The sequence below is a fragment of the Citrobacter sp. Cpo089 genome, from assembly GCF_030332695.1.
Lineage (GTDB): Bacteria > Pseudomonadota > Gammaproteobacteria > Enterobacterales > Enterobacteriaceae > Citrobacter > Citrobacter portucalensis.
Window position 1 is genome coordinate 129692 of sequence record NZ_JAOWHJ010000072.1, and the last position, 13763, is coordinate 143454.

The following is a 13763-nucleotide window of genomic DNA, read 5'->3' on the forward strand; positions in this document are numbered from 1 at the left end:
TCCTTAGGTTTCACGACGCTAATAAACCGGAATCGCCATCGCTCCATGTGCTAAACAGTACCGTAACCAGTCGGCCAGAAACTGATTAATTTGATGCTTTTCGTCGCGTTGATGCAACTTTTTATTTGGATAATCATACCGCGCTTTGAAGCGAAAGATCTGCTGACTTGAACACACTTCAGCCACCCTTGCGTCATGATACAGGCGCACAGTCAATGACGGCAGGCTCCAGTAAGTGACGGCCGGTGCCGTTTGTTCGATCGCGACAAGCGTAGTGTATCGGGTCGATTCAACGATCGTTAACCGATATTGTGCGTTTGCTACCTGATAGCTCACTGTTTCACCGGCTGCATCATTACGTGGCAGCAGGCGGCGCAATTGCGAATAGTTGGTTTCGCACAGACGCATCATTTCAGGGAAGTCAGGTGTGTAACGCTTCATTTTTTCCACTCAGTTTTTAACTCTTGATAGTGCAGCTGTAACCATTGCAAGGCGATGACAGACGCTGCGTTGTCGATTTTCCCCTCTTCTACCCATTGGTAAGCCTGTTCCCGGCTTACCACATGAACACGAATATCTTCGTTTTCATCAGCCAGACCGTGTATTCCGCTCGCGGTCGTGGCGTCCACTTCGCCGACTAAAATAGACAGACGCTCACTGGTGCCACCCGGGCTTGCCAGATAGCTCAGAACGGGTTTCGTCCTTTTAACTTCCAGCCCGGCCTCTTCCATTGCTTCACGACGGGCTACATCTTCAACGGTTTCGCCCTCTTCGATCATTCCGGCTACCATTTCCAGTAGCCACGGGCTTTCGCTGGTATCAAATGCCGCAATACGAATCTGCTCGACCAGCACAACTTCATCCCGCTCAGGGTCAAAGGGTAGCAAGACAGCCGCGTGTCCGCGCTCAAAAATTTCGCGCGTTACCTCACCGCTCATCCCCCCGTTAAACAGGCGGTGGCGAAACCGATAAAGATCCAGTGAAAAAAAACCGCGGTATAGCGTTTCTCGTGCAATAATTTCTACATCATTTTTAGTGAAAGTCATTGGCAAGTTGTCTGGTTTACGCATTGTGCTGTCCTGAAACCAATAGTGATTAAAATGTGAATTTCAAGGTCGTTTGACTGATGTTTGAACGCCCTTGTGTTAAATTGATGCAAATTAACGCCGTATGGCACGTAACGCCAACTTTTTGAAGTGGCGGATTCTGCTAGAATCAGCAAATATTTTTACAATTTGATCAGCGCTAAATACTGCTTCACAACAAGGAATGCAAATGAAGAAATTGCTCCCCATCCTTATCGGCCTGAGCCTGTCGGGGTTCAGTACTTTGAGCCAGGCAGAAAACCTGATGCAGGTTTATCAGCAAGCACGCCTGAGCAACCCGGAATTGCGTAAATCCGCCGCCGATCGCGATGCTGCATTCGAAAAAATTAACGAAGCGCGTAGTCCATTGCTGCCGCAACTGGGTTTAGGTGCCGATTACACCTACAGCAATGGCTACCGTGATGCAAATGGCGTCAACTCCAATGCAACCAGCGCATCTTTGCAGTTAACTCAGTCTATTTTTGACATGTCTAAATGGCGTGCCCTGACGCTGCAAGAAAAATCAGCGGGCATCCAGGACGTGACCTATCAGACCGATCAGCAAACGCTGATCCTGAATACCGCCACAGCCTATTTTAACGTATTGAACGCAATTGACGTGCTTTCTTATACCCAGGCACAGAAAGATGCGGTCTATCGTCAGTTAGATCAGACCACTCAGCGTTTTAACGTTGGCCTGGTTGCCATCACTGACGTACAGAACGCCCGTTCACAATACGATACTGTACTGGCGAACGAAGTTACCGCGCGTAACAATCTGGATAACGCGGTAGAACAGCTGCGCCAGGTAACCGGTAACTACTACCCGGAACTGGCTTCACTGAACGTTGATGGTTTTAAAACCAACAAACCGCAGGCGGTGAACGCGCTGCTGAAAGAAGCAGAAAACCGCAACCTGTCATTATTGCAGGCCCGTTTGAGCCAGGATCTGGCACGTGAGCAGATTCGTCTGGCGCAAGATGGTCATTTACCGACTCTGAATTTGACTGCCTCTACCGGCGTTTCTGACACCTCTTACAGCGGCTCTAAAACCAACACCTCCCAGTACGACGACAGCAACATGGGCCAGAACAAAATTGGTCTGAGCTTCTCGCTGCCGCTGTATCAGGGCGGAATGGTTAACTCGCAGGTGAAACAAGCGCAGTACAACTTTGTTGGCGCGAGCGAACAGCTGGAAAGCGCGCACCGCAGCGTGGTGCAGACCGTGCGTTCTTCGTTCAACAACATTAATGCTTCCATCAGTAGCATTAACGCGTACAAACAAGCGGTTGTCTCGGCCCAAAGCTCTTTGGATGCGATGGAAGCCGGCTATTCCGTAGGTACACGTACCATCGTGGATGTGTTGGATGCCACCACCACGCTGTACAACGCCAAGCAGCAACTGGCGAATGCGCGTTATACCTATCTTATTAACCAGTTAAACGTCAAATCTGCGCTCGGTACGCTGAACGAGCAGGATCTGGTAGCACTGAACAATACGCTGGGTAAACCCGTATCCACGACTCCGGATACGATCGCGCCGGAAAACGCGCAGCAAGATGCCGCGGCGGACGGTTATACGTCCAACAGCGCGACGCCTGCGGCTCAGCCAACGGCCGCGCGTTCAACCAGCAGCAACGGCAACAACCCGTTCCGTAACTGATGCTGATGACGGGGCTTCGGCCCCGTCTGAACGTAAGACAACGTAAAGATCCGCCCTTCTTCCGCATTCTCGCCTCTTACCGCTTCAATTTCGACCAGTCATCCTCTATTCTGAGCAGAGTTACCACTGGGTACTGGAAGACATAAATGAAACGGACAAAATCTATACATCACGCCTCGTTCCGCAAAAGCTGGAGCGCGCGCCATCTGACTCCTGTCGCCCTGGCAGTTACCGCTGTGTTTATGCTCGCGGGCTGTGAAAAGAGCGACGAAACGGTTTCGCTTTATCAGAACGCTGACGACTGCTCTGCAGCTAACCCGGGTAAAAGCGCCGAATGTACTACTGCGTTTAACAATGCGCTGAAAGAAGCTGAACGTACCGCGCCAAAATACGCCACTCGTGAAGACTGTATCGCTGAATTCGGCGAAGGCCAGTGCCAGCAGGCTCCTGCGCAAGCAGGTATGGCGCCGACCGGTGAAGGCCAGGCTCAGGCGCAGAATCAAAGCAGCGGCAGCTTCTGGATGCCGCTGATGGCGGGCTACATGATGGGCCGACTGATGGGCGGCGGAATGGGCGCTCAGCAACCGCTGTTCAGCTCGAAAAACCCAGCCAGCCCGGCTTACGGCAAATACACGGATGCCAGCGGTAAAAACTACGGTGCAGCAACGCCGGGTCGCACCATGACCGTACCGAAAACCGCTATGGCACCGAAACCTGCCACCACCTCTACCGTAACCCGCGGCGGATTTGGTGAGTCTGTGGCCAAACAGAGCACCATGCAGCGTAGCGCAAGCGGCACCACCACACGTTCAATGGGTGGCTGATCGTCATGGAAAGAGTCAGTATTGTTGAGCGCCCGGACTGGCGCGACAAAGCCACCGAATACGGTTTCAATTTTCACACGATGTACGGCGAGCCGTACTGGTGTGAAGACGCGTACTATAAGCTCACCCTTGCTCAGGTAGAAAAGCTGGAAGAGGTCACCGCAGAGCTGCATCAAATGTGCCTCAAGGTGGTGGAAAAGGTCATCGCCAGCGATGAGTTGATGACCAAGTTTCGCATTCCGAAGCATACCTGGGGCTTTGTCCGCCAGTCCTGGCAGACGCAGCAACCGTCGCTCTATTCACGTCTCGATCTGGCATGGGACGGCACGGGTGAACCCAAGCTTTTAGAAAACAACGCCGATACGCCAACCTCGCTGTACGAAGCCGCGTTTTTCCAGTGGATCTGGCTGGAAGATCAGCTCAATGCGGGCAACCTGCCGGAAGGCAGCGATCAGTTCAACAGTCTGCAGGAAAAACTGATCGAGCGTTTCACCGAGCTGCGTGAGCAGTATGGTTTTCAACTGCTTCATCTGACCTGCTGTCGTGATACGGTGGAAGATCGCGGTACGATCCAGTATCTACAGGATTGCGCGGCCGAAGCTGAGATCGCTACAGAATTCCTCTATGTAGAAGATATTGGTCTTGGTGAAAAAGGTCAGTTCACCGACATGCAGGATCAGGTAATCGCTAACCTGTTCAAGCTCTATCCATGGGAATTCATGCTGCGTGAAATGTTCTCCACCAAGCTGGAAGATGCTGGCGTTCGCTGGCTGGAACCGGCCTGGAAGAGCATTATCTCCAATAAAGCACTGTTGCCGCTGTTATGGGAAATGTTCCCGGACCATCCGAACCTGCTGCCAGCGTACTTCGCCGAAGACGATCATCCGCAGATGGATAAATTCGTCGTCAAACCGATCTTCTCACGCGAGGGGGCTAACGTCTCCATTGTTGAGAACGGTAAAACGATCGAAGCAGTGGAAGGGCCGTACGGTGAAGAAGGTATGATCGTGCAGCAGTTCCATCAGCTACCGAAGTTTGGCGACAGCTATATGCTGATTGGCAGCTGGCTGATCAACGATCAACCAGCCGGGATCGGCATTCGTGAAGACCGCGCGTTGATCACACAGGATCTGTCACGTTTCTATCCGCATATTTTTGTCGAATAATTGAGAGTGCCGGGTGGCGGCTCCGCCTTACCCGGCCTTCAGCATGAACTTATTGCCCGATAAGCGCAGTGCCATCGGGCATTCATCATCCAACCTGCACCGACAACATACTTAAACTTCCCATCTCAATACCATCTACCGGGATCGTGACAGACTCTTTACCGTCCCATGCCCCGAGTACATACAGCAGCGGCAGATAGTGATCCGGCGTCGGGTTTGATAACGATCCACCTTCATGATCGAGATAGTTCACCAATGGGTGCTGCTCAACCGGTCCCTGCCATGTCAGGTTTGCCTTAACATAATCATTGAATGAAGTCGCCCACGGATAAGGCGTGTTCTCACCGTGCCAGCGCGCAGTGCGCAGGTTATGCACCACGTTACCACTGGCCACCAGCATAATGCCCTCATCACGCAGCGCCGCCAGCTTACGGCCCATCTCAAAATGCCATGCCGCGGGTTTGGTGCTATCAATGCTCAGTTGCACCATCGGAATATCCGCATTCGGGTACATCTTGATCAGCACGCCCCAGGAACCGTGGTCAAAACCCCACGCTTCTTTGTCCAGGGTAACAGGCACTGGAGCAAGCAAGTTAACCAGATGCTGTGCCAGTTCAGGCGAACCAGGAGCCGGGTAATGGGTGTCATATAATGCTTGCGGAAAACCGCCAAAATCGTGGATCGTTTTGGGGGCTTCCATCGCAGTCACACCCGTTCCACGGGTGAACCAGTGCGCCGAGACCACCACAATGGCTTTCGGACGCGGCAACGTTTCCCCCAGTTGCTGCCAGGCACGGGTATAAACGTTATCTTCCAGAACATTCATCGGGCTACCGTGGCCCAAAAACAATGCTGGCATACGAGTTGAAGACATGATGATATCCTTACTGAGGGAGTCATTTTGATACCACCACAATACGCTTATTCGGTTGATGAAGAACTCAGATAACCATGATGAAGATCATCAGTTATTTTGACGATCCAACCCGGACAGCAGATTGATAAGGAGTTTTATTTGTCGATGTCAGTACCTTTACTTCTGACTTTACTGGCAGGTGCCGCCACGTTTATCGGCGCATTTCTCGGCGTGTTAGGGCAAAAACCGTCTAACCGCGTTCTCGCCTTTTCTTTAGGCTTCGCCGCCGGGATTATGCTACTGATCTCCCTTATGGAGATGCTACCTGCTGCGCTGGCCGCTGAAGGTATGTCGCCAGTGCTGGGCTACGGAATGTTTATCGTCGGCTTACTGGGCTACTTTGGTCTGGACCGTCTATTGCCGCACGCGCACCCTCAGGATCTGGTACAAAAAACAACGCAGCCTCTACCCGGCTCTATTAAACGCACCGCGATTTTATTAACGCTCGGCATCAGCCTGCACAACTTTCCTGAAGGGATTGCGACGTTTGTTACCGCCAGTAGCAACCTTGAGCTGGGCTTTGGTATTGCCCTCGCCGTTGCATTGCACAATATTCCTGAAGGATTAGCGGTGGCGGGTCCCGTCTATGCCGCCACAGGCTCCAAACGTACGGCGATATTCTGGGCAGGGATTTCAGGTATGGCAGAAATACTGGGCGGCGTACTGGCGTGGTTAATTCTCGGTAGCCTTATATCACCGGTGGTGATGGCGGCAATAATGGCGGCTGTCGCAGGTATTATGGTGGCGCTGTCCGTCGATGAATTGATGCCGTTGGCAAAAGAGATCGATCCCAATAATAATCCCAGCTATGGGGTGTTATGTGGAATGTCGGTGATGGGGTTAAGCCTCGTCATCCTCCAGTCGATGGGAATCGGATAATCCAGAGGGCGGATGCCACTCTGCAAATTTACAGCATCCGCTCATCCATAGCAGAATATGAAGGACTAATCCTGTTCCTTAATCGCGCTGTTATCTTCACCAGAACGGCGAAAGAGTTTGTTTCGCGCTTCAAGTAAGGCATCTCTGTCCTGGCGGAATGCCCGACAATAACGTTTCATATGACAATAATAACCCACCGCAACGAGTGCAATTAATACAATCCAATACCAGGCAATAAACATTCTTCTACCCTTAAAATTTAACATCATTAAACATTTAACGTTAAAATTTTACACAACCTTATTCTGACATACTCATATAGTGGCATATTTCAGAAACAAATATATGATTTCGATCATATAAATCAGCGGCTAAGCTATTAGCCAAACTCGTTATAAACAATTAAAACAATGTCGACAAGATCACACTACGCAATAATAAATATTGTTCTTAAAATATCGCACTCATACTATCCAGAAAATAATAAAAATTAGCTCCTGCAGAATAATACATTTCATCAACATTAATTAATACATTGTGAATGTGTAGCATTAGTAATACCATTTTATTTTATCAAAATAGTAAAAACATAATATATTCAGCAAAATTATATTTATAGGTAATATAAGGAGATATATCCATGTTTACACAATACCGAAAAACACTTCTGGCTGGGACTCTGGCACTGACATTTGGATTGGCAGCAGGAAACTCTCTTGCCGCTGGTTTTCAACCGGCCCAGCCTGCAGGAAAATTGGGCGCAATAGTAGTTGACCCTTATGGAAATGCCCCGCTTACTGCGCTGGTTGAATTAGATAGCCACGTTATTTCAGATGTTAAAGTTACCGTCCATGGTAAAGGTGAAAAAGGCGTTCCGGTGACTTATACCGTCGGCAAAGAGTCGCTCGCCACGTACGATGGCATTCCTATTTTTGGCCTTTATCAAAAGTTCGCAAATAAGGTAACCGTTGAATATAAAGAAAATGGCAAAACCATGAAAGATGATTACGTGGTGCAAACATCCGCCATCGTTAATCACTATATGGATAACCGCTCTATATCTGATTTACAGCAAACAAAAGTGATTAAAGTAGCACCGGGTTTTGAAGATCGCCTTTATCTGGTGAATACCCATACCTTTACCCCGCAGGGTGCAGAATTCCACTGGCATGGTGAAAAAGATAAAAATGCCGGCATCCTGGATGCGGGTCCGGCTGGCGGCGCACTCCCTTTTGATATCGCACCCTTTACCTTTGTCGTCGATACGGAAGGCGAATATCGGTGGTGGCTGGATCAGGACACCTTCTATGACGGCCACGACATGGATATCAACAAGCGCGGCTACCTGATGGGTATTCGTGAGACACCGCGCGGCACATTCACCGCCGTACAAGGCCAGCACTGGTATGAATTCGATATGCTGGGCCAGATTCTGGCCGACCATAAACTACCGCGCGGATTCATGGATGCATCACATGAATCGATCGAAACGGTCAATAACACTGTATTGCTGCGCGTAGGTAAACGCGACTATCGCAAAGAGGATGGTCTTCACGTGCATACCATCCGCGACCAGATTATTGAAGTCGATAAATCTGGACGTGTTGTTGACGTGTGGGATCTAACCAAAATTCTCGACCCGATGCGTGACGCGCTGCTGGGTGCGCTGGACGCAGGCGCGGTATGCGTCAACGTGGATCTCGCTCACGCAGGCCAACAGGCGAAACTGGAGCCAGATACCCCCTATGGTGACGCCCTCGGCGTTGGTGCGGGCCGTAACTGGGCTCACGTCAACTCCATTGCCTATGACGCTAAAGATGACTCCATCATTCTTTCTTCCCGCCATCAGGGTGTCGTCAAAATCGGTCGCGATAAACAGGTGAAATGGATTCTGGCACCGTCTAAAGGCTGGAATAAGTCGCTGGCAAGCAAATTGTTAAAACCGGTTGATGATAAGGGCAATGCGCTGAAGTGTGATGAAAACGGTAAGTGCGAGAATACTGATTTCGATTTTACCTACACCCAACACACCGCCTGGCTCTCCAGCAAAGGAACGCTAACCATCTTTGACAATGGCGATGGGCGTGGACTCGAACAACCGGCGCTACCAACAATGAAATATTCCCGGTTCGTCGAATATAAAATTGACGAGAAAAAAGGAACCGTTCAGCAAATTTGGGAGTACGGGAAAGAGCGCGGTTATGATTTCTACAGTCCTATCACGTCGGTAATTGAATATCAAAAAGACCGCGACACCATGTTTGGATTTGGTGGTTCTATTAATTTATTTGACGTTGGACAGCCAACCACCGGCAAAATCAACGAAATTGACTACAAAACAAAAGAAGTCAAAGTCGAAATTGATGTCCTTTCCGATAAACCAAACCAAACGCACTACCGCGCATTACTGGTTCGCCCACAACAAATGTTTAAATAGTATCGTTAGATTAAGGATTAATTATGTCATCTAAATGGATTACTTCATTATTTAAAAGCGTGGTATTAACGGCGGCGCTGGTAACACCATTTGCAGCATCGGCTTTTACTGAAGGTACTGACTATATGGTGCTGGAGAAACCGATTCCCAATGCTGATAAAACGTTGATCAAAGTATTCAGCTATGCCTGCCCATTCTGCTACAAATATGATAAAGCCGTGACCGGCCCGGTGTCAGAAAAAGTTGCCGATCTCGTCGCCTTCACACCTTTTCATCTCGAGACCAAAGGAGAATACGGTAAACAGGCCAGTGAAGTATTTGCAGTAATGATTGCGAAGGATCAGGCCGCAGGGGTCTCATTGTTTGACGCCAAATCACAGTTCAAAAAAGCCAAGTTTGCTTACTACACTGCCTACCACGACAAGAAGGAACGCTGGTCTGACGGTAAAGATCCCGCTTCATTCATCAAAACAGGGCTGGATGCTGCGGGTATGAGTCAAGCAGACTTCGAGAACGCCTTAAAAGAACCCGTAGTTCAGGAGACCTTGGAAAAATGGAATGCGGCCTATGATGTTGCCAAAATCCAGGGGGTTCCGGCTTACGTCGTCAATGGTAAGTTCCTGATCTACACCAAAAGCATCAAATCGATTGATTCCATGGCTGAGCTTGTCAGAGAGCTGGCGACAAAATAAACAGGGAACCGGCTATGGATTTTATCAAAGGATTGTGGCGAGACTTATGTACCGCACCGGTTGATACCCTGGTGAGATGGCAGGAGCGACGCTTTTTGTGGTTGCTAATGGCTTGTGCCATGGGTGGGTTAATTATTCTGGCGCACTCGTTCTTCCAAATCTATCTCTACATGGCCCCTTGCGAGCAATGTGTATACATCCGCTTTGCCATGTTTGTGATGGTTTTCGGTGGGCTGATCGCGGCAATAAACCCTAAAAACCTCATCCTAAAACTGGTCGGCTGCATTGCGGCATTTTATGGCAGCATTATGGGAATTAAGTTTTCAATCAAACTTAATGGCATCCATTATGCAGTACATAACCCGGACCCGGATTCACTCTTTGGTGTACAGGGATGTTCCACCGATCCGACATTCCCTTTCAATTTGCCGCTGGCAAACTGGGCTCCAGAATGGTTTAAGCCCACTGGAGATTGCGGCTATGACGCACCTGTCGTTCCCGATGGCGTAGCGCTCAGCAGTACGCAAAAGTGGTTTGTCGATCTGTACCAGCAGTCCGAAGGCTGGTATCTGCTCCCGCCATGGCATTTTATGAATATGGCGCAGGCCTGCCTGCTCGCCTTTGGTTTGTGTTTAGTGCTGTTGCTGGTAATGAGCGGAGCCTGGGCACTTAAACTGGCCAGAAAAAAATAGCCAGGCCGCAATAACAAAAAACCGAAGCCAGAAAACTGACTTCGGTTTTTTTATCCCTACCACGGTTGTCGCGGTAGTCAGCAATTAGCTGGCTTTGCGCTCATGCGCCTGACGGTAAGCCACCAGGTCTTCGATAGTAACCACAGCCATATTATGCTTACCGGCAAATTCGATGCATTCTGGCGCACGCGCCATGGTGCCATCGTCATTGGTCAGTTCGCACAGCACACCCGCCGGTTTAAACCCTGCCAGCGTCATCAGGTCGATGGTTGCTTCAGTATGACCACCGCGGGTCAACACGCCACCTGCCTGAGCACGCAGCGGGAAAACGTGCCCCGGACGGTTAAGATCGGAAGGTTTAGCGCCATCCTTAATTGCCGCACGTACCGTAGTAACACGGTCTGCAGCGGAAACGCCGGTGGTCACGCCTTCTGCGGCTTCAATGGTCACGGTAAAACCGGTACCGTAAGCGCTGGTGTTGTTTTCCACCATCATTGGCAGATCGAGCTGTTTGCGTCGGTCTTCAGTGATGCACAGGCATACAATACCGCTACCGTGACGGATGGTCAGCGCCATCTGTTCAACAGTCATGGTTTCTGCCGGGAAAATCATATCGCCTTCGTTTTCACGGTCTTCGTCGTCAAGCACCATTACACCGCGTCCTTCACGCAGCGCAGACAGCGCATGTTCAACACGTTCGAAAGGCGTACCAAAAGAGGAAAGTAGCGTCTGATTCATGGTAAAAAAACCTCACTAAAATTATGGTTACCAGAATCAGGGCAGTCTTAGGAGTACCGTCTAAGCGGCAAAAAAATAACGTGAGCGGGTCCATGCCCGACTGGATCGTTACTCTCTCCCATCCGGACTCTAACCGTCGGCCCCGGAATTACACCGGATCTGCTGACCTTTTTGCCGTAACAAAAAGCGCTCGCGGGCTTTCAACATCAGTTGATTTACCGCCGGTGGGGAATTTCGCCCCGCCCTGAGAATAAGCGGGTTAACTATAACGCTATTGATTACCTTCATCAACGCCTTTACTCGTCTTAGCTTCACACAATTCTGGTTTATGCCTGTGTCAGTTCGCACTACAATAGGCAGCAACACGTACCAGTTCAGGGAAACCACAATGATTGACCCGAAAAAAATTGAGCAGATTGCTCGTCAGGTTCACGAGTCGATGCCGAAAGGGATCCGCGAGTTTGGCGAAGACGTCGAGAAGAAAATTCGTCAAACGCTGCAGTCACAGCTGACCCGTCTGGATCTGGTAAGCCGCGAAGAATTCGATGTACAGACTCAGGTTTTATTGCGCACGCGCGAAAAGCTGGCGATGCTTGAGCAACGTCTGACTGAGCTTGAATCACGTGATAAAACGGCAGAAATTAAACCTGCCCCCGCGATCCCGTCAGTCGATCCGCAAGAGTAAAAACGACAACGGGCCGCAAGGCCCGTTTTTCTGTTAGTGTTCCAGTTCTAGCTTCCTGGCTTCCGTCGCCTGCTGGCAGTACAGCGCATAGCGTTTGCAAAACCAGCTACGATGTTCTTCATCCATGTTCCCGGTTATCGCCTGGATATCAATGGGATGGCCCTCAGCCTGCATCCTGGCAAAACTACGGGCCAGGAAATCGAAATTGTTTAGTGAATACATATTGCTGTTCATGAGCATACCCTCCAGTTATTGAATATCTGCTAAGGCCATATGCTTTTTCTAATTTCAGTATTTCCCTGGATACGAAGTTATTCTGTACATATTGTGCGCAAAACTACTGCGCGGGTTCACAGTTTCCTATGAAATCTAAGAAGGCTTGAAGTATGGCGGGTATATCAGGGAAAGAGGCGCAGCGGCTGAAGAATAAAGCGAAAAAAAGCCGGATTGTGACGCGCAAACGTCTTATCCGGCCTGTAATCGGTACATCCTGTAAGCCTGAAGGAACTTCGCTTATCCGGCTATCAGGTCAGGGTTCACTTATCGCTGTCTTTCTGGATCTTCTTGATGATATTAGTCGTGGAGCAGCCATCTTCGAAGTTCAGCACCAGCACTTCACCGCCGTTCGCCCACACCTCTTCACTGCCCGCAATCTGCTCCGGCTTATAGTCGCCGCCTTTGACCAGCAGATCCGGCAGAATGCCAGCAATCAGACGCTGCGGCGTATCTTCTTCAAAAGAGACCACCCAGTCGACAGATTCCAGCGCGCCCAGTACGATCATACGCTGTTCCAGCGGGTTGACCGGACGCGTTTCACCTTTCAGACGTTTGGTCGAAGCATCGCTATTGACCGCCACGATCAGGCGATCGCCCAGCTTGCGCGCATTCGCCAGATAGGAAACATGGCCCGCATGCAGGATGTCGAACACACCGTTGGTCATTACCACTTTCTCGCCGCGCTTGCGGGCGCTGGCAACGGCCTGTTTCAGCTCAGATTCGCTCATCACGCCAAAGCCAGTATCAGCCCGACCGCGCACGGCGTTTTCCAGCTCGATCGGTGAAACGGTAGAGGTCCCCAGCTTACCAACGACAACACCGGCTGCGGCGTTAGCAAAATAGCACGCCTCTTCCAGTGAGTTACCCGCCGCCAGCGTCGCCGCCAGCACGCCAATAACCGTATCGCCTGCACCGGTCACGTCATACACTTCCTGCGCCTGCGTCGGCATATGCAGCGGCGATTTGCCCGGTTGCAGTAACGTCATCCCCTGCTCGGATCGCGTGATCAGCAGTGCGGAAAGGTCGAAATCAGCAATCACTTTCATGCCGCGTTCAACCAGTTCATCTTCGCTTTTGCACTTGCCCGCCACCGCTTCAAACTCAGACAGGTTCGGCGTCAGCAGCGTTGCGCCACGGTAGCGTTCAAAATCGGTTCCTTTCGGATCGATAAGCACCGGCACCCCAGCCTTACGCGCCAGAGCAATCATCTGCTGCACGCTTGCCAACGCGCCTTTGGCGTAGTCGGAGAGCACCAGAGCACCGATAGAACCCAGCGCCTGGTTAATACGCTCGTGCAGCGGCTGCGGATCCACACCTTCAAAACCTTCTTCGAAATCCAGGCGAATCAGCTGCTGATTGCGGGAAAGCACGCGCAGTTTGGTGATCGTCGGATGGGTCGGCACGGATACGAAATCGCATTTTACGTTTACATCCGTCAGCGTTTTGCTCAGCGCACGCGCCGCGTCGTCAATACCGGTCAGGCCCACCAGGCGCGAATTCGCTCCCAGAGAGGCAATGTTCATCGCCACGTTTGCTGCGCCACCGGGACGTTCTTCGATGGTATCCACTTTTACCACCGGAACAGGCGCTTCAGGTGAAATACGGCTGGTAGGACCGTACCAGTAGCGATCCAGCATCACATCACCGACAACCATGACTCCTGCACGTTCAAACTCTGGCAGAGTTACTTTCATTCCTGTCTCCTGAGAG

Annotated in this window: 15 protein-coding genes and 1 riboswitch; of the genes, 8 read left to right on the forward strand and 7 right to left on the reverse strand. The window is 50.6% G+C overall.

The window, feature by feature from the left end; translation table 11 throughout:
• Positions 1-18: 18 nt before the first annotated feature.
• Positions 19-441, reverse strand: a complete 423-nt coding sequence (locus OGX92_RS19525; RefSeq protein ID WP_003024582.1) for a DUF1249 family protein — start codon at positions 439-441, stop codon at positions 19-21.
• A complete protein-coding gene (gene nudF, locus OGX92_RS19530; protein ID WP_048225550.1) occupies positions 438-1070 on the reverse strand; it encodes an ADP-ribose diphosphatase in 633 nt (210 codons plus the stop codon). Before nudF ends, OGX92_RS19525 begins: the two co-directional genes overlap by 4 nt.
• A 199-nt stretch (positions 1071-1269) precedes the next feature.
• Here nudF and tolC point away from each other — a divergent pair, with 199 nt between their 5' ends.
• The 3 genes from tolC to OGX92_RS19545 all read left to right on the forward strand — a co-directional run bounded on the left by tolC (position 1270) and on the right by OGX92_RS19545 (position 4738).
• Positions 1270-2748: an outer membrane channel protein TolC gene (gene tolC / locus OGX92_RS19535; RefSeq protein ID WP_126957673.1), complete on the forward strand. Its 1479-nt coding sequence runs from the start codon at positions 1270-1272 to the stop codon at positions 2746-2748.
• A gap of 146 nt (positions 2749-2894) precedes the next feature.
• Positions 2895-3572: a DUF1190 family protein gene (locus tag OGX92_RS19540; protein WP_003024591.1), complete on the forward strand. Its 678-nt coding sequence runs from the start codon at positions 2895-2897 to the stop codon at positions 3570-3572.
• A gap of 5 nt (positions 3573-3577) precedes the next feature.
• Positions 3578-4738 carry a glutathionylspermidine synthase family protein gene (locus OGX92_RS19545; RefSeq protein ID WP_003828411.1) on the forward strand — a complete coding sequence of 387 codons (1161 nt, stop codon included), beginning with the start codon at positions 3578-3580 and terminating at the stop codon, positions 4736-4738.
• 85 nt (positions 4739-4823) lie between these two features.
• Here the strand turns inward: OGX92_RS19545 and ygiD are convergent, their stop codons facing one another.
• Complete coding sequence (gene ygiD / locus OGX92_RS19550; RefSeq protein ID WP_126317407.1) at positions 4824-5612, reverse strand: 4,5-DOPA-extradiol-dioxygenase; 789 nt, start codon at positions 5610-5612, stop codon at positions 4824-4826.
• Between the two features lie 147 nt (positions 5613-5759).
• Here ygiD and zupT point away from each other — a divergent pair, with 147 nt between their 5' ends.
• Positions 5760-6533, forward strand: coding sequence for a zinc transporter ZupT (gene zupT, locus OGX92_RS19555; RefSeq protein ID WP_003024600.1), 774 nt, complete (start codon positions 5760-5762; stop codon positions 6531-6533).
• Between the two features lie 65 nt (positions 6534-6598).
• Here zupT and OGX92_RS19560 read toward each other — a convergent pair whose 3' ends face one another.
• Positions 6599-6775, reverse strand: coding sequence for a hypothetical protein (locus tag OGX92_RS19560; RefSeq protein WP_003828416.1), 177 nt, complete (start codon positions 6773-6775; stop codon positions 6599-6601).
• A 398-nt stretch (positions 6776-7173) separates the two neighbouring features.
• Here OGX92_RS19560 and assT point away from each other — a divergent pair, with 398 nt between their 5' ends.
• From assT to dsbI, 3 genes are read left to right on the forward strand one after another with little or no spacing between them, the layout of a single operon-like run.
• Positions 7174-8970, forward strand: a complete 1797-nt coding sequence (gene assT, locus OGX92_RS19565; protein ID WP_003828419.1) for an arylsulfate sulfotransferase AssT — start codon at positions 7174-7176, stop codon at positions 8968-8970.
• A gap of 23 nt (positions 8971-8993) precedes the next feature.
• On the forward strand, positions 8994-9662 hold the full coding sequence (locus OGX92_RS19570; protein ID WP_286586975.1) for a thiol:disulfide interchange protein DsbA/DsbL: 669 nt from the start codon (positions 8994-8996) through the stop codon (positions 9660-9662).
• 14 nt (positions 9663-9676) lie between these two features.
• Positions 9677-10354: a protein-disulfide oxidoreductase DsbI gene (gene dsbI / locus OGX92_RS19575; RefSeq protein ID WP_003828423.1), complete on the forward strand. Its 678-nt coding sequence runs from the start codon at positions 9677-9679 to the stop codon at positions 10352-10354.
• Between the two features lie 84 nt (positions 10355-10438).
• Here dsbI and ribB read toward each other — a convergent pair whose 3' ends face one another.
• On the reverse strand, positions 10439-11092 hold the full coding sequence (gene ribB / locus OGX92_RS19580; RefSeq protein WP_003828424.1) for a 3,4-dihydroxy-2-butanone-4-phosphate synthase: 654 nt from the start codon (positions 11090-11092) through the stop codon (positions 10439-10441).
• 106 nt (positions 11093-11198) lie between these two features.
• Positions 11199-11348, reverse strand: a riboswitch (FMN riboswitch).
• A 132-nt stretch (positions 11349-11480) separates the two neighbouring features.
• On the opposite strand from ribB, the gene ubiK reads away from it, so the two are divergent.
• Positions 11481-11777, forward strand: coding sequence for a ubiquinone biosynthesis accessory factor UbiK (ubiK, locus tag OGX92_RS19585; protein ID WP_003828426.1), 297 nt, complete (start codon positions 11481-11483; stop codon positions 11775-11777).
• A gap of 33 nt (positions 11778-11810) precedes the next feature.
• Here the strand turns inward: ubiK and glgS are convergent, their stop codons facing one another.
• Together glgS and hldE are read right to left on the reverse strand one after the other, a co-directional pair.
• The gene (glgS, locus tag OGX92_RS19590; RefSeq protein WP_008785836.1) at positions 11811-12017 is read right to left on the reverse strand and encodes a cell surface composition regulator GlgS; all 207 of its coding nucleotides are present in this window, start codon (positions 12015-12017) and stop codon (positions 11811-11813) included.
• 296 nt (positions 12018-12313) lie between these two features.
• Entirely contained in the window at positions 12314-13747 is a 1434-nt protein-coding gene (hldE, locus tag OGX92_RS19595) for a bifunctional D-glycero-beta-D-manno-heptose-7-phosphate kinase/D-glycero-beta-D-manno-heptose 1-phosphate adenylyltransferase HldE (RefSeq protein ID WP_003828429.1), read from the reverse strand.
• Positions 13748-13763 lie beyond the last annotated feature (16 nt).